Source organism: Plectonema cf. radiosum LEGE 06105 (genome assembly GCF_015207665.1).
GTDB classification, from domain to species: Bacteria; Cyanobacteriota; Cyanobacteriia; order Cyanobacteriales; family Nostocaceae; genus Rivularia; species Rivularia radiosa_A.
This window is the reverse complement of record NZ_JADEWL010000143.1, coordinates 1-16,718: the sequence shown is the minus strand read 5'-3', so window position 1 is coordinate 16,718 and position 16,718 is coordinate 1. Positions and strand designations below refer to the sequence as shown.

The 16,718-nt window shown below is 38.5% G+C and carries 9 protein-coding genes; 2 read left to right on the top strand and 7 right to left on the bottom strand.

Annotated features, from left to right (window positions below; all coding sequences use genetic code 11):
* Window positions 1-22: 22 nt before the first annotated feature.
* On the bottom strand, window positions 23-2,209 hold the full coding sequence (locus IQ247_RS26610) for a phosphodiester glycosidase family protein (RefSeq protein WP_193924578.1): 2,187 nt from the start codon (window positions 2,207-2,209) through the stop codon (window positions 23-25).
* A gap of 904 nt (window positions 2,210-3,113) precedes the next feature.
* On the opposite strand from IQ247_RS26610, the gene IQ247_RS26605 reads away from it, so the two are divergent.
* Window positions 3,114-7,877 (top strand): glutamate synthase-related protein, encoded by a 4,764-nt coding sequence (locus tag IQ247_RS26605; RefSeq protein ID WP_193924583.1) that lies wholly within the window; start codon window positions 3,114-3,116, stop codon window positions 7,875-7,877.
* 63 nt (window positions 7,878-7,940) lie between these two features.
* Here the strand turns inward: IQ247_RS26605 and IQ247_RS26600 are convergent, their stop codons facing one another.
* The 5 genes from IQ247_RS26600 to IQ247_RS26580 all read right to left on the bottom strand — a co-directional run bounded on the left by IQ247_RS26600 (window position 7,941) and on the right by IQ247_RS26580 (window position 13,242).
* A complete protein-coding gene (locus IQ247_RS26600; RefSeq protein WP_193924576.1) occupies window positions 7,941-8,855 on the bottom strand; it encodes a polysaccharide deacetylase family protein in 915 nt (304 codons plus the stop codon).
* Window positions 8,856-9,635: 780 nt separating this feature from the next.
* Window positions 9,636-10,895, bottom strand: coding sequence for a putative hexosyltransferase (locus tag IQ247_RS26595; protein ID WP_193924574.1), 1,260 nt, complete (start codon window positions 10,893-10,895; stop codon window positions 9,636-9,638).
* 97 nt (window positions 10,896-10,992) lie between these two features.
* Window positions 10,993-11,361 carry an EamA family transporter gene (locus IQ247_RS26590; protein WP_193924572.1) on the bottom strand — a complete coding sequence of 123 codons (369 nt, stop codon included), beginning with the start codon at window positions 11,359-11,361 and terminating at the stop codon, window positions 10,993-10,995.
* Window positions 11,362-11,497: 136 nt separating this feature from the next.
* Window positions 11,498-12,460 (bottom strand): glycosyltransferase family 2 protein, encoded by a 963-nt coding sequence (locus IQ247_RS26585; protein WP_193924571.1) that lies wholly within the window; start codon window positions 12,458-12,460, stop codon window positions 11,498-11,500.
* Window positions 12,461-12,498: 38 nt separating this feature from the next.
* On the bottom strand, window positions 12,499-13,242 hold the full coding sequence (locus IQ247_RS26580; RefSeq protein WP_193924570.1) for a class I SAM-dependent methyltransferase: 744 nt from the start codon (window positions 13,240-13,242) through the stop codon (window positions 12,499-12,501).
* 308 nt (window positions 13,243-13,550) lie between these two features.
* Between IQ247_RS26580 and IQ247_RS26575 the strand changes: the two genes are divergently transcribed.
* The gene (locus IQ247_RS26575) at window positions 13,551-15,245 is read left to right on the top strand and encodes a hypothetical protein (RefSeq protein WP_228060062.1); all 1,695 of its coding nucleotides are present in this window, start codon (window positions 13,551-13,553) and stop codon (window positions 15,243-15,245) included.
* A 26-nt stretch (window positions 15,246-15,271) separates the two neighbouring features.
* On the opposite strand, the gene IQ247_RS26570 is transcribed toward IQ247_RS26575, so the two are convergent.
* Window positions 15,272-16,558 (bottom strand): mannosyltransferase family protein, encoded by a 1,287-nt coding sequence (locus IQ247_RS26570; protein WP_228060061.1) that lies wholly within the window; start codon window positions 16,556-16,558, stop codon window positions 15,272-15,274.
* Window positions 16,559-16,718: the final 160 nt, after the last annotated feature.

The window sequence follows — 16,718 nt, the reverse complement described above, 5'->3', positions numbered from 1 at the left end:
CCCCATCTCCCCATCCCCCCACTCAGGGACGCGGTAAGAAAATCCCAATCCCGTTGTGAACGCTGGCGGCAGTATTGGGGGATCGATCGAGTAATTGTCCTCCTAGATAAAGACTTGTAGAACTACCACCGTCTAAATTGAGAGCGTTGACACAGCCCAATTTCTGCATTAATTGAGCGTGTTCTGTTAAGCTTGGTCCAGTTCCACCGGCGCGGTCATGTACGGCAGCAAGGATTATATTGCCGCTCTTAGTAGTACAAATGGCGCTGCGGATAGCTTTCTGTTCGGCGAAGGCTTTACCGAATTTTTCGGCTTCAGCATCGAGAACAATTTGGTTGTCTTTGACCAACAGCGGTCCTGCTCCTAAAATCTGGGGATAGCGGTTAAATTCCGGAGAAACAGCCGAACTTACAATACCTATAGGAGTTGTGATGGGTAATTTTGCTGCATCATTGACGGCGCTACCGCGAAAAGCTATTAAATAGCCATTCTTTGGAATCGGAACAGCACCCACTCCAGCTTGTTTCCCTGCGTATTGTTGGGTAACTTGATTATTTTCAACGATCGCAATAATTTCGTTATCAGTAAGAGGCGTATAAGTTGTTCCCCACAAATGCGTATATCTAGCTATTCCTTGCTGTACGTATCCACTGTTGAGATGAGAAATTGACAAGCTTTGATTATTGGGAACAAGCAAAGTTTCTTGTAAAGAAAGCCGATCCATATAAAATTGTCCGGCATCATTCCAAGCAACAGCACCTCGATTCAGAATCGGACCGGAGAGCCACTGACCATCCCGACGAATGGCACCCAAAGGTAAGCGGTTCTTGCGATTGAAGAAACCACCATTAATTGCAGCGGCTGCGAGGTATTTTTGGGCGGTGTTAATTAGGGGTGCGGTACCTTCTTGTTTATCTTGATTGGTGGCGACAGGTCTAATTTTAACTTTGGAAGTGCGGGGATTAATTTCTAGCCATACTACCGGAAAGCGTTCTTGATCCAAGGACACAAACTGCTGTTTCCAGCGCAATCCCGTCGCCCAATCGATTGAGCGTTCGACTAAAGCATCTGGACGAATATCGATCGCTAAACGATACGGTGCGGGTAAAGTGCTGATGCGAGGAGCGAAGCCGAAGGGAACTGCTAGTCGAATAATAGTTTGATTATTGACTACTTCTACTTGACGAATTAGTGGTTCGGGGGTTGGTTGTAAAGAAAATGGTAGGGGTATTTTGTCTAGAATATTTTCTAGGGGTGGAGTCGAATAGCGTTGGACTAAATTAGTGTCGGCAACTCCATCAATGGTAATTGTCCATTCTCTTGCTGGTGGTTCTGGTTTGACAGTAGAATTATTTGTCTCTATGACAACATTTTGAGAATCTTGATTTTCTGGAAGCTGAGGTTTGGATGGAATTGGAAGTAATGGTTCTGGTTTCTTAATCAAAGCACCCGGATTTAGTTTCCAGGGTGTCGGACGCTCTAAATCGATGATTACCCGTTGCTGAGTCGGTGAATTTTGATTTTGATTTTGATTTTGAACTTGATTTTGATCTTGATAAATATTTGCTATTTTTGCGCTCGGTGTTGAAATTACTAAGGTATTACCTTTGGTTTGTACTTGCCATTTTGCTTGTTGAGCAAATTTTGTCACATCCAAATAGCGATATCCCTGGACGAGAAAACCATTTAATGCCTGTGGTTTGGATAACGAAGAGAACCACTGAACTGGTTGTAGTTGGGGATTATTACTATTTAATAAATCTACCCCTATCAACTGTCGCAGCGCTCCATCACTTAGATAAGTCGTTGTAGCTTTGCCTTTGGGTTGCAGCCAAGTTCCCGGTACCGTGCGACCATTCAAAGATATTTGAGTACCGTAGGAAAATAATCCTTTTGATGTAGATACTAGTGATGGTTGACTTGGCAAAGGCATCGAACCTTTAACTTGATTTTGATGCTGAGCCTTGACTATGGAACTAGTACTGAGATTTAGAATTATTGCAAGAGTGGAAAATACCGTAAACTTCAGAAAAAAGCGATAGTGCCATAAATTTGATGGCAAGACACCCCTCGAACAGCTTTCCCCGGCTTGAAGAGAGTAATGTGAGAAACATACTGGGGACTTTTTTAATTTTTCAATAGAACTATCATTTTTATGATTTCTAGAACTGCGGATTTTTTCTTGACTCGAAGAAAGCTTTTTGACCATAATATTTGATGAAGTAGTGACTCAAAAAAATTGATTTTTTTTGGAAAAGTTTGATGCAAGGAATATCCCCGCATCAAATTTTCGCTTTTACATCGAAACAATTATCAAACTCAAAGTTGTCTAACGTGATAGTGTATAATTATCTTTCTGCCATTTGTAAAACCATGACATTAGTAATTTACGCGCCGAGATTGTAAATAATATGTCAGTAAACAGTTTCTTTTGCCAAATAAATATAGGAGTTTTTGCTTGTAAAAGATAAGTTGTAATGTTTTATCTTTTTTATTCAAAGCTATTTGTGCAGGGTATAGCAGGCACTAATAATATTTGTAAGGGGCGTTACCGTATCGGTGCAGGTATACAGTGACACAAAGATTAAAAATTAGCAAAATTAGCAAGAGAATCAGGAATTGCAAATGGACAACTAGTATAATACGCTGCTTTTAGATCGGCACCCAATTAGCAGAACGGCGAGCCAGCGCCTGAAGGCGAAGGATATTGAAATTAATGAAGCGAATAATAGAAGTTTTGTTTCGGGGCGGCAATAAATAGCTGAATCTGTAATATAAAACTTGGATTTAAGACAAGCCGATTGAGGTAGACTTAGCTGACGATTAAATAGACAGAAAATACATAGCCTCAAGATATAAATAGTAAACTGGCAATACGTAAAGACGGTTGATTTGAATCATCAGCATAAACACATAAAAAATAACGGGATAATTTTAACACAGGCGGACAAAAATTAAGCCTGGGGTTAAAATTTTTTTTCCCGACATTTGCGAAAAGTTGATGCGGGGATATTCTGTGCATCAAACTTTGGCTAGAGATGGCAACTCAGTTTTCTTTGTTTGTTTGTGAAGAAATTTTTATCAAGACAATTAGCGATATCGGGGGACATTCTATGAATAACCAGAAAATGAATCAAGACAAAAACATCACATTTTCAGATACTTTTTTAGGTCAAAAGTGGTTGGTTGAAGAAAGAGACGCTTGTGGGGTAGGTTTTATCGCTCATCGTCAAAATCGCGCAAGTCATGAAATCTTAGCAAAAGGCTTGAATGCTTTAACCTGTTTAGAACATCGTGGTGGTTGTAGTGCCGATCGCGATTCTGGTGATGGTGCGGGAATAATGAGTGCAATTCCTTGGGAATTATTACTTCCCGATACGAAGGATAAAAATAAGCATCAAAATCTTGCCGTGGGAATGCTATTTTTACCCCGCGACGAAGCTGCTGCCCAAATTGCACGCTCAACTGTGGAACAAATCGCAAACAATGAAAACCTCACCGTACTCGGATGGCGTGTGGTTCCAGTAGATTCGGGGGTTCTGGGAGTACAAGCGAGGGAGAATCAACCACAAATTGAGCAGATTTTCTTGCAAGCGAAAGATGTTAGTGGGGATGAGTTAGAAAGAAAACTTTATATTACCCGCCGTCTAATTGGTAAGGCTATCCAAAGTCAAAACAGCGACTGTTCGGATGAATTTTACGTTTGTTCGCTGTCTTGTCGGACAATTGTCTACAAGGGTATGGTGCGTTCGGCAGTTTTAGCGGATTTTTATCTGGATTTGAAGTCTACTGCCTACTCTACTAGTTTCGTTGTCTACCATCGGCGTTTTAGCACCAATACCATGCCCAAATGGCCCCTCGCACAACCAATGCGGCTTTTGGGTCATAATGGAGAAATTAACACGCTTCTGGGTAACATCAACTGGATGACGGCGAGACAAGCAACTCTCAACCATCCCATTTGGCAAGGACGAATGGATGAGTTAAAACCGTTTGTCAGTATAGATGCGAGCGATTCTGCTACTTTAGATAACGTATTTGAATTACAGGTGCGTTCCGGGCGTAGTCCAGAGGAAGCTTTGATGATAATGGTTCCGGAAGCTTATAATCATCAACCGGCTTTAAGTAATTATCCGGAGATTGTCGATTTTTATGAATACTACAGCGGTTTACAAGAAGCTTGGGACGGTCCAGCGCTGTTAGTATATAGTGATGGTCTGACTGTTGGTGCAACTTTAGACCGTAATGGTTTGAGACCAGCCCGTTACTGCATTACTTCAGATGACTATATTGTGGTTGCTTCTGAAGCTGGTGTGATTGAGTTTCCCGAAGAAAATATTATCGAGAAAGGACGCTTAGGTCCCGGACAAATGATTGCTGTGGATTTGTCCAATCATCAAATCCTCAAGAATTGGCAAATCAAGCAACAGGTTGCGAAAAAGCATCCTTATGGGAAATGGTTGCAACAGCATCGGAGTCAGTTATCAGTTAACAGTTATCAGTTATCAGTTAACGGTAATGGTCATGGAAGGTCAGAGGTCAAAGGTCAAAGGTCAGAGGTTGAAGGTCAAAGGTCAATTGTTAGTAACAACTATCAACCATTAACCAACAACCATCAACTCTCAACTGTAAACTGTCAACTATCAACTCAAATAGCTTTTGGTTACACCACAGAAGATGTGGAAATGATTATTCAACCGATGGCGATTGATGGTAAGGAACCGACTTTTTGTATGGGGGATGATATCCCTCTAGCGATACTTTCGGAAAAACCACATTTGCTATATGACTATTTCAAACAGCGGTTTGCTCAGGTCACAAATCCACCCATCGACCCTTTGCGGGAGAAATTGGTGATGTCGCTGAAGGTGGAATTGGGCGAACGTGGTAATTTACTCGACCCTAAACCCGAATATGCTCGTCGGTTGAAGTTGGAATCGCCGGTGTTAACATCCGCTCAATTAATTGAAATTAAAAGGTCTGATTTTAATGCGGTTGAATTATCTACAGTATTTTCTATTCACAGCGGACACGAAGCTTTAAAAGCCGCTGTAGAATCTTTGCAGAGCCAAGCTGTTGAAGCGGTACGTAATGGTGCCAAAATTTTGATATTGAGCGATCAAATCAGTGAACAGTTAAATGGCAATGCCTCTGTACCCTATTCCTCCGATTATGGAGCCATCGACGCAGAAACTACCTACATCCCTCCTCTACTCGCTGTCGGTGCGGTACACCATCATTTAATCCAATGCGGATTGCGAATGAATGCTTCTTTGGTGGTTAATACTGCTCAATGTTGGAGTACTCATCATTTCGCTTGTTTGATTGGGTTTGGTGCTGCGGCTGTTTGTCCCTATATGGCAATGGATACTGTAGTTAATTGGTGGTCTGACCCCAAAACTCAGCAGTTTATGCAGCGTGGTAAAATTGCAGCTATTAGTTTGGAGCAAGCGATCGCAAATTATATTGAAGCTGTAAAAAATGGTTTGCTAAAAATTCTCTCTAAAATGGGAATTTCGCTGTTGAGCAGTTACCAAGGAGCGCAAATTTTTGAAGCTATTGGTATTGGTCGGGATTTGTTAGAGTTGGGTTTTAGCGGTACTACTTCCCGGATTGGTGGTTTAAGCATCGAGGAATTAGCTTCTGAAGTTTTATCGATTCATTGCAAAGCTTTTCCCACAACTGCGACTAAACTAGAAAATCTCGGTTTTATTCAGTACCGTCGCGGTGGTGAATACCATATGAACAGCCCGGAAATGGTCAAAGCATTACACCAGGCTGTTGATAGTAAAAATTATGACCACTACCAAGTTTATCAACAGCATTTACAACATAGACCGATAACTGCATTGCGCGATTTACTCGACTACGAACCCGATAGACAGCCGATTGATATTGCTCAAGTAGAGCCGGTCACAGAAATCGTCAAGCGGTTTTGTACTGGGGGAATGTCTTTAGGAGCATTGTCACGAGAAGCACACGAAACTTTAGCGATCGCCATGAATCGGTTGGGCGGTAAGTCGAATTCTGGTGAAGGTGGTGAAGATTCGGTACGTTACAAAACTTTAGATGATGTTGATCAAACTGGTCATTCGGCGACTTTACCTCATTTAAACGGTTTGCGTAATGGAGATACTGCAACAAGTGCCATTAAACAAGTGGCATCGGGACGGTTTGGGGTTACTCCACAATATCTGATCAGCGCTCGTCAAATTGAAATTAAGATGGCTCAAGGTGCCAAGCCGGGAGAAGGAGGACAATTACCAGGTAAAAAGGTGAGCGAATATATTGCCTCTTTGCGACGTTCTAAACCTGGAGTAACTTTAATTTCCCCTCCACCGCACCATGATATTTATTCAATTGAAGACTTAGCGCAATTGATTTTTGATTTGCATCAAATTAATCCCCAAGCTCAGGTATCGGTGAAACTAGTGTCAGAAATCGGTATCGGCACCATTGCAGCGGGAGTAGCCAAAGCCAACGCTGATGTAATTCAGATATCTGGTCATGATGGTGGTACGGGAGCATCACCACTAAGTTCGATTAAACACGCAGGAAGTCCGTGGGAACTCGGATTAACCGAAGTGCATCGGGTGTTGATGGAAAATGGTTTGCGCGATCGCGTAATTTTGCGAGTCGATGGTGGCTTGAAGAGCGGTTGGGATGTGGTGATGGCAGCGTTGATGGGAGCAGAAGAATTTGGTTTTGGCTCTATTGCGATGATTGCGGAAGGTTGCATTATGGCGCGGATATGTCATACCAATAACTGTCCCGTGGGTGTGGCTTCTCAGAAGGAAGAATTGCGCCGGCGGTTCCCTGGAACACCAGAAAAAGTCGTGAATTTCTTTTATTTTATTGCCGAAGAAGTACGCAGTTTGCTCGCAAAATTTGGTTATCGAAGTTTATCATCCGTAATCGGACGTGCTGATTTACTCAGAGAGCGTTCTGGTGTTGAGCTTACCAAAACACGAGCATTGAATCTTGATTGTTTGTTGAAATTACCAGATTCCAGAGAAAATCGCAGTTGGTTGCAGCACGAAGCAGTGCATAGTAACGGTGCGGTATTGGATGATCAAATACTTGCTTCCACCGCAGTTAAGAACGCTATTGACAAACATGGTACTGTCAACTATCAACTGTCAACTGTTAATACCGATAGAACTATCGGCGCACGCATTGCTGGAGCGATTGCATCCAAGTACGGCGATGATGGTTTTGGGGGTCAAATCAACCTGACTATAAACGGCAGCGTCGGACAAAGCTTTGGTGCATTTAATCTCAATGGCATGAATCTGACATTGTATGGAGTTGCTAATGATTATGTCGGTAAAGGGATGAACGGTGGTGAAATCACCATACTTCCACCCACAAGCGTCAAATACGACCCGTCAGAAAATACCATAATTGGCAATACTTGTCTTTATGGTGCCACTGGTGGAATGCTGTTTGCTCTCGGTAAAGCTGGAGAACGCTTTGCTGTACGTAACTCCAAAGCGATCGCAGTAATTGAAGGAGCCGGAGATCATTGTTGCGAATACATGACCGGCGGTGTAGTGGTAGTCTTGGGTAAAGTTGGGCGCAACGTCGCAGCAGGGATGACTGGAGGATTAGCTTACTTCTTAGATGAAGACGGTAATTTCCCAGAATTAGTTAACCCAGAAATCGTCAACATACAGCGAATAGTTACAATTGCTGGGGAAACCCAACTCAAAGACTTGATTGCACTGCATTGCGATCGCACTGGTTCTAGGAAAGCCAAGATGATTTTGGATAATTGGCAAGAGTTTTTACCCAAGTTCTGGCAGTTAGTGCCACCGTCGGAAGGTGATTCACCCCAAGCTTATGTAGGGGAAAAGCAGCTTTTGGAGATTAGGTAATAGGCAGTGGGTAATGGTTAATTACCCATTACCCATTACCAATTACCCATTACCCATTACCCATTACCTATTCCCAATTACCAAATTCTTCTTTTTTTGTTTTTCCTCATGCTCTAACAATTCGGGAATAGTGACAAAACGATAACCTTGGTTTTTCAAGTTGCTGATCATTGATGGTAACGCTGCAACAGTGTTTTTACGAGGACCACCACCATCATGTAACAACACGATACCACCAGGACTTGCCTGTTTCATGACTCTACTCACCAAAGTCGCAGCCGGAGGACGAGCGTAATCCATAGAATCGGCAGACCACATCACCACGGTATAATCTTTACTTTGAGCATAGGCAGCTAAGCCATTATGTAACATTCCACCTGGTGGACGAAACAAAGTAGTTCTAGTACCTGTGGTTTTATAAATCAGGTCTGAGGTACGGTCAATTTCTAATGCTGCTGCTTGTTTATTAAAGAAATGATACCAGTGATGCCAAGTATGATTACCAATAGTATGACCCTCAGAGACTATTCGCTTTCCTAAATCGGGATAGTTGTTCAAAACTTGCCCTACTACAAAAAACGTGGCTTTAATATCATTTTTTTTCAATATTTCCAATACCTGAGCAGTATACTCAGGCCACGGCCCATCATCAAAAGTAAGAGCAATTAATTTATCGTTGGGAGCCAGATTTGCTTGCTTGATTGTTGTCCCACGGAACTGTTTTGGCACTGTATGGAAGACACCTTTGGATATCGCTTCCTGTTGCCAAGTGGTAAGCATTGCGCCTTTGAATCCATTTATACGAGAAAGCGAACCAGATTCCGCCGTGATATTTTTAACTTTTATTTGTTGCTTACTACCTATATTAGTAGAGTCTTGCTTGATGGGTAACATCAAACCAAAGACAAAACTACCACACAAAGCAGTAAGAGCAATTAATATTCCTTGAGGTAAAGCTAACGACTTCTTATTTTCCACTAAACACGGCTCCTTCACGATCAAACCGCCATTTACGGATATGACGGTATGTAATAACACAGTTTCTCTATATTCTTTATTACCCGGTTAATTTTTAGTAATCCCGAAAAATTAAACAGAGGTTTACAGAACTTCGCCTTTACAGGCGGATATATGTATAAACTTTACTTAAAAGCCGAAATTAATAATCAGGAACTACAGCTAGTAATCAGTACATTCACTAGACCAAATGACTGTATCAGTTTTACTGCTAACCAGATTCATTTTACATTTAAGGAATGATTTGTCTATCAAAGAAAATGTTAAAATTTTCACCAGGTAATATTTACCTTGTAAGCGTAATATCCCAGTCAGACGCTGCCTAGAGTAATTTAGTTTCACCTGCTTAAAAGGCTAGTGAATCCTCGATTAGTGTTTCCCTACGAAAAGAAGTCGTAAAACTTTAATTTTCGTCAGGCAAGAAGTCGGATTTTTACAACCCCACTTCTGTGATTTTATTTTTAAGTTGTTTTTTTGATACTTAAAACTTTGATTTGGTATTTACACGTAAACTGAATAAAATATTTTTTATACATAAATACCAGTATAAAAAGTTCAGATTACAACATATTAATAATGACAAATACATATTTAAATGCAGACAGTAGAAACACTGAATTTATCAATATGTGAAAATATTTTTGTGTATTTGCACTTTTAGTAGTATCGACTTATTTAAGCATTTTCGAGAGAATATTCTTGTAAGACAAAATACATATAATATTTATTTTCTAGAATAATTTAAGCTACCCACTGATTTTGGGCAAACTGTACGGCTAAACTTGCTAATAAAACAGCGAAAAATCCTGCGATCGCAAAACCCCAATCACGATAATTTTTCAGCAGCAACCCCAGAGCGAAAGACAAAGAAACAATTCCATAAGCGTAGCGCTCTACAGAAGCTGAAAGTCCGGTATTAAGTATTAAAAGGTAGGAAAAAAAACCGTAAACTGTAGCCACTAAAGGAATTTTAGTGCGTGAATACCATAATAAATAAAGTCCACCGAAGACAATAGTTATCTTAACTAAAGGAATTTTCCCAAATGGATTTCCATCTGTTGACCATAATGGTTCGCCGATACCCAACCATAATAGTAACCATAAGAAATATAATATACCGCGCAATTTGATATTAGTTAACTGTTGACGAAAGCCCCATAATAAAAAACCGCTGATAATAATTAAGCCAAATAATAAAGGAGAACTGAAAACAATTTGCATCAACATATTCCACCATCCTTGAGCAGCGAATCCTGTAGAATCTCGCCAACCTTTTTGTACGTGAATAAATGCTAAAGGATCATTAAATTTAATGAGACAGTACAAACTATAAAGCAACGTACTTGATCCCACAGCCAAACTAGCCAGATAAGCTTTGATACCCCGATGTTGTTTCCAAGCAACGAACAAAAAAGCAGGAATCAACATGACTCCAGTGATTCTAGTTGCTGTCGATAATATTCCCCAAATCGCTGCTGATATATGCTGTTTTTTATCAAAAGCGCGTAAAGCCGCCGTACTAAATAATAAAAATAATCCTTCAGTATAAATTACACTTCCGTAAAGAGAATAAGGACACCATGCCAAAACAACAGTACTCCAACGGGCTGCACTTATGCCATAACTTTCTTTTACCCAATTAAAAAGCACAATTAAAGCACCTAAAAAAGCAAAATTATTTAATAATGTGGCTGCCACTTGAAAAGGCAAACCAAAGTACATAATTAACTTGGTTAATAAGGGTAAAAGTGGAAAAAAGGCAACAGAATATTGTTTACCATCGTTAACAAATTCGTAACCAACAACAACAATGCGGTGATACCATATGCTGTCCCATGAATAGAAAACATCCCATCCCAAAGGAGGAGATTGGGCATTTTCTGGAATCGGTAATAAAGGAGTAATGAACAACATGGCGACAATAATTACTAATCTGCTAGACAGCCACATTATTGTAGGGAAAACTAAACCATTATCTAAGAGTTTTTTAGATTGAGTCATTTGATTTTAGATTTTAAATTTACGATTTTGGATTATATATTTTAGATTTTAAGACTTTTAATAAAAACGTTATTTATTGTTATTTATAAAGCAATTCTTACTTTTGCCAAACTACTAATATCACACCACAAACAATCAAACTTAAACCCATAAGACGAGTGAAAGGAATAGATTCTTTAAAAATAAAGTAGCCGAGCAATACTGAAAAAACATAAACTAAAGATGCCGAAGGTCCAGCTACACTTAAATTAACTCTAGTTAACAAAAGTATATAAATAATAGCACCAATACCATAACAAGCTAAACCCATTAATAATTCCGGGGTTGTCATAATTGCCAAGGTTTGTTTAACTGCATTTTGTACATCAACTCTCCCTAATTTGACTGCACCGATTTTTAAAAATAATTGTCCGATTACACTTGCAGAAACTGACAAAAGTAGTAAAAAAAATTCTTGCCAAGACATAGGAATTTTAGATTTGAGATTTGAGATTTTGGATTGATTTATCGCGATTTTTAACTGAAATTACTAACTCTTAATTCTTAGTGGTTCGTTTTCCTCGAATCTTTGGGAGACGTTATATATAACGTCTCTACAAATCCTAACTCTTAACTCTTAACTCCTCACTCCTAACTCCTCCCATTTCTTTCACAGTATAAATCGGACGACCTTTAACTTCTTCGTAAATCCGACCAATATATTCACCTAAAATACCAATACAAAATAATTGTACTGAACCTAAGAAAAACAAGGCAATTGTAATTAACGTATAACCAATTAAAGGAGAAGCAGAGTCAAACAAACGCCAATATAAAACTAAAAATATCATTAATAAAGCGACACCTGCTGAAAGCATCCCTAAATAAGTAGCAAGCTTTAAAGGAACCCTGGAAAAAGAAATAATTCCATTAATAGCTAAAGCCCAAGATTTTGCCAAGGAATACTTTACTTTACCAGCAAAACGCGGGTCTCTTTCAAATGTTATTGCTGTTTGTCGAAAACCTACCCAAGCACGCAAACCACGTATATAACGATTACGTTCTGGCATCGCATTGAGAATATCAACTACCTCCCGATCCATCAAGCAAAAATCACCAGTATCAGGAGGTATATTTACATCAGCTAAACGTCTTAAAATACGATAAAATGCATAAGCTGTAAACCTTTTTAAAACACTTTCTTTTTTACGAGATAGACGTTGAGCATAAACGACTTGATAACCTTGTCGCCATTTTTCAATCATTGGGAAAATTAGTTCTGGTGGGTCTTGTAAATCAGCATCCATCACAACTACAACTCTACCGCGAACAAAGTTTAAACCAGCAGTTACAGCTATTTGATGACCAAAATTACGAGCTAAACTTATGTAATTAAAGTGGTAATCGCCCCTTTGAATTTCGCGCATTAGATTTAAAGAATTATCCCGACTACCATCATCAACAAAAATTAATTCTGTTTCACCATCTAACTGTTGGATAACAGTTTGTAAACGACGGTAAAGTTCGGGTATATTTTCTTCTTCATTGTAAATTGGGATAACAATCGAAACTATCGGTTGAGTCATCTGCAATCAATTATCAATGATTGATTATCAATCAACAATTATATATGTGGTTTTTGTGCCAATAATAAAACAGATACACCAAAAGGTAGAGAAAGTCTATTGAGCAAGTGGCGTTCGCTGGCAAATAACCATTTAAAAAATTGATTAACTGGTTTCGATGGTAATACTAAATCACTACTGAGTTGATTTTTGTTCTGTTTTGGTAACAGTTTTCCTAAAATTCTTACTATAACGACTAGGGGAAATAAAAAAGTATTGAAATAACTTCCGTAACCGATTTCATAGCCTGCTGTTTTTACCACTCGTTGTAAGCTTGTTAATCGATAACGGCGTTTGTGATGGTTAATTTCATCATGTTCGCTCCACAAAAACTTATAAGCTGGAACTGTTATTAATAAATATCCTCCAGGCTTTAGTTTATAATACAAAGCTTTCAGTGCTGATAAATCATCATCAAGATGTTCTATCACATCCAGTATCAAAATTAAGTCATACTGCGAAGTAAAAGGAATATCATCGGGGAGACTGCCTTGTTTGACATGAGTTACTTGCCGTTGATTCGCTAGTTGACAAGCAGTTTCATCTAATTCCATCGCCGCAACTTGTCCGTGACGGGATAACATTTGTAAATTACCACCCGTACCACAACCAGCTTCTAATATTTGAGCATTTTTTGGTAAATTTAGTTTTAGAATTATTTTTTCGATAATTCGACGACGCGCTACAAACCACCAGTGCTTATCTTCTACAGATGCATATTGTAAATAAAAGTCTTTTTCCATAAATTTTTCTTCACCTATCCAAATTATAATCAGCTTTCAGGTATCATAAAATACATAAATTTTAAAAAATAACAAATTTTTAAGAGCTTTCTCGTGCTAAAATCTCCTATAAATTATTTTTGCGAGCAAATCCCATGAAAAGCTATATTTTTTAAGATATTTTCCCCTTTGTACTTATCTGCAAAAAGCAATAAAAATAAATATCTAATCTATAATCTATGTTGACATACCCATCAGTATCACGCTTACATAAATCATTTTTTACCCGTAATTATATCTCGAAAAAACAAATAATATTTTGGTTTACTTTGAGCATAACTGTCTCAATTGTTTACGCAATATTAGCATTGCAACAAGCTTTTAGCAGCGAGTATGTCGTACAGGATGATGCCAGACAGCACGTATTTTGGATGATGCGCTATGTAGATCCAAATTTGTTTCCTAACAATTTGATTGCGGATTACTTTCAGTCTGTTGCTCCAGTTGGATACTCTAGTCTTTATAAAACTTTTGCTTTTTTCGGTATTAGTCCATTATTTTTGAATAAACTTCTCCCATCAATTTTGGGACTTTTGACAACTATTTACTGCTTTGGTTTCAGCTTACAAATAATACCTTTACCATTTACTGCTTTTTTATCCACATTGATATTCAATCAAAATATTTGGATGAAGGATGATTTATCTTCTGGAACAGCTAGGGCTTTTACCTATCTGTTTTTGCTAGCATTTTTATATTATTTATCACGAAAATCTTTGTTCCCTTGTTTAGTTGCAATTGTACTTTTAGGAATTTTTTATCCCCAGTACGTGTTTATTTGTGTGGGTATTCTAATTGTACGACTGTGGGATTGGAGAGATGGACGCTTGCGTTTTTCTGGACAAAATAATTATCTATTCTCTGTGGTAGGAATAGTAGTCGCATTTTTAGTAATGTTACCATATGCTCTTAAATCACCGGAATTTGGACCAGTAATTACTGTAGCCCAAGCAAAGCAATTACCAGAATTTTGGTGGGGAGGAAGGACTGTTTTTTTTCGTGAAAACCTTGTAGATTATTTTATCGGGGGACGTAGTGGAATCTTTGCTCCTTATGCATTTTCTCCTGTTACCCTAATTGCTGCATTTTTTCTACCGTTAATGAGATTATTTCCGGCAAAATTCCCTTTGCTACAAAAGATTCAAAGTGAGATAATCATTTTAATTCAATTGCTGATTGTATCAGTAGGAATGTTCGTTTTAGCTCATCTCTTTCTGTTTAAATTTTATCTTCCCAGTCGCTATACCGACCATAGTTTTCGCGTTATTTTAGCCATCTCGGCAGCTATTGTTTTTTCTGCTATTATTGAAGCTATTTTAAGTAGTTTTAATACAGGGGGTAATTCTTATTTTCATCCACATTTACGAAAGTTTTTTTCGTCGTTTTTAATAAGTTTTATCGCTATTGGACTGCTCTTCTATTATCCAGTTTTTGTGAAAAACTTTCCTAAAACTGCTTATCAAGAAGGTTCCGTACCGGCTTTATATGAGTTTTTCCAAAAACAACCAAAAGATATTCTCATCGCTTCTATTGCAAGAGAAGCTGATAATTTACCTGCATTTTCCCAACGTTCTATTTTAGTAGGTAGAGAATATGCAGTTCCGTATCACTTTGGTTATTATAGTCAATTTCGCCAGCGAGTTATAGACTTAATTCAGGCTCAATATAGTGAAAATATTTTGGATGTAACAACTTTTATTCAAAAATATGGAGTAGATTACTGGCTATTAGAATCTGAAGCATTCATTCCCGAATATATCCAAAATAATCTTTTCCTAAAACAATATTATAAAAGTAATCTCAACCAAGATATATTAGTCAAAATAACCAAAGATATTTTTGACAGATTGCAGCAAAAGAATCTTCCAGCTTTATCCCAAACAATACCAAATTGCACCGTTGCAAAAGTTCAAAATTTTACAGTGCTAGATGCTAAATGTATTTTAAATACTGTTAACAATTAGCAGTTATTTATCCCTTGCTTTCCCATCTAACCTATCCACAATCTCTGAGCAAATCTGAGAGAAAAAGTAGTAAGTAAAACCGCAAAGAAACCTATAGTTAAATATCCCCAACGGGGATGACGAGATAAGAGTAAACCTAAAGCAATGCTAACTGAAACAATACCGTAAGCTATGCGACTTAGAGACCAAGTACCTCCAGAAGCTAAAATTAATGCCAAACCACACAAACCATAAGTTACAGTTACCATACTCAATTCGTTGCGTAATTTCCATATTAAATAACCGCTACCAACTACTGATATAGTATTAATTAAAGGGTCGCCAGTTACTAACCACCAAATTATAATTAAAGCCGCAAAACCATAGTCAACTTTTGCTGTACTTAACTTTTTACGGAAGCGCCATAATAAGTAACCAAGGGCGATAATAATACTAAATAATAGCGGCTGTAGGGGGTCTTTTATTCCTCCCTGTTTCCAATTATTCTCACCGATAGTTATTTGCATTAACATTTTCCACCAACCTTGCCAATAGAAACCCAAGGAATCACGCCATCCTTTTTGTGCTTCAATAAAGGCTAATGGTTCACCAAATTTAACCGCACAATAAAGACTAAATAAAAGTATTCCCGTCGCGGTAGCTAAACCAGCAATATAGGCAGTGGGTGGTTTACGTTGCTTCCAGGATGTAATTATCAAAGCTGGAATCAATGCTAAACCTGTAGGGCGTGTTGCAGTTGCTAATGCACCCCAAAAAGCAGTCCAACCATATCGACTTTTATCAAAAGCCTGCATCGCAGCAGTACTTAAAAATAAATATAAACCTTCTGTATAAATTACTCCGGCAAACATCGACAGCGGACACCAAGCCAATACAGCAACAGCCCAGCGTGCTTCTTGATTTCCTAAATATGACTTCACCCAAAAATATACGCAGTAAACTGCTGCTAAAAATGCCAAATTGTTTACTAAAAACCCTGCAACTTCAAAGGGCAAACCAAAATTCATCAAAAACCTAATGCTTAGGGGAAACAGTGGGAAAAATGCCACATTATGCTCTTTACCATCATTAATATATTCATATCCGGTAGTAGCTATAGCTTGGTAATGTCCGCTATCCCAAGCATTGAGTAACTCTAAGTTAAATGTAGCTGTAATTCCCTCCGATGGTGCTTTTAATAAAGGTGCAACACCCAGCATAATAATCCAAATTAACAAACGACTAGTAAGCCACATTGCAGCAGGAAATAATAAGAATAATTCCTTTGTTTTGAAATCTCTTTTGTCTTTTTTTAGTAAGTCAATTTTTGTCATAAACAAGAACTATTCAAATTTTAGATTTTAGATTTTAGATTTTAGATTTACCTGGCGACTAGAAGTCGCGGCTACACAGTCAAAACCCACCTCCGTGGGTTTAAATATCCTTGATTTCGCCTTAGTCTCCCCATCTCCCCATCCCCTTGTCCCCTTGTCC

Coding starts and splice junctions, on each gene's coding strand:
- IQ247_RS26610 (WP_193924578.1), bottom strand. CDS start 2,209: ATGGTCAAAAAGCTTTCTTCGAGTCAAGAAAAAATCCGCAGTTCTAGA.
- IQ247_RS26605 (WP_193924583.1), top strand. CDS start 3,114: ATGAATAACCAGAAAATGAATCAAGACAAAAACATCACATTTTCAGAT.
- IQ247_RS26595 (WP_193924574.1), bottom strand. CDS start 10,895: ATGACTCAATCTAAAAAACTCTTAGATAATGGTTTAGTTTTCCCTACA.
- IQ247_RS26590 (WP_193924572.1), bottom strand. CDS start 11,361: ATGTCTTGGCAAGAATTTTTTTTACTACTTTTGTCAGTTTCTGCAAGT.
- IQ247_RS26585 (WP_193924571.1), bottom strand. CDS start 12,460: ATGACTCAACCGATAGTTTCGATTGTTATCCCAATTTACAATGAAGAA.
- IQ247_RS26580 (WP_193924570.1), bottom strand. CDS start 13,242: ATGGAAAAAGACTTTTATTTACAATATGCATCTGTAGAAGATAAGCAC.
- IQ247_RS26570 (WP_228060061.1), bottom strand. CDS start 16,558: ATGACAAAAATTGACTTACTAAAAAAAGACAAAAGAGATTTCAAAACA.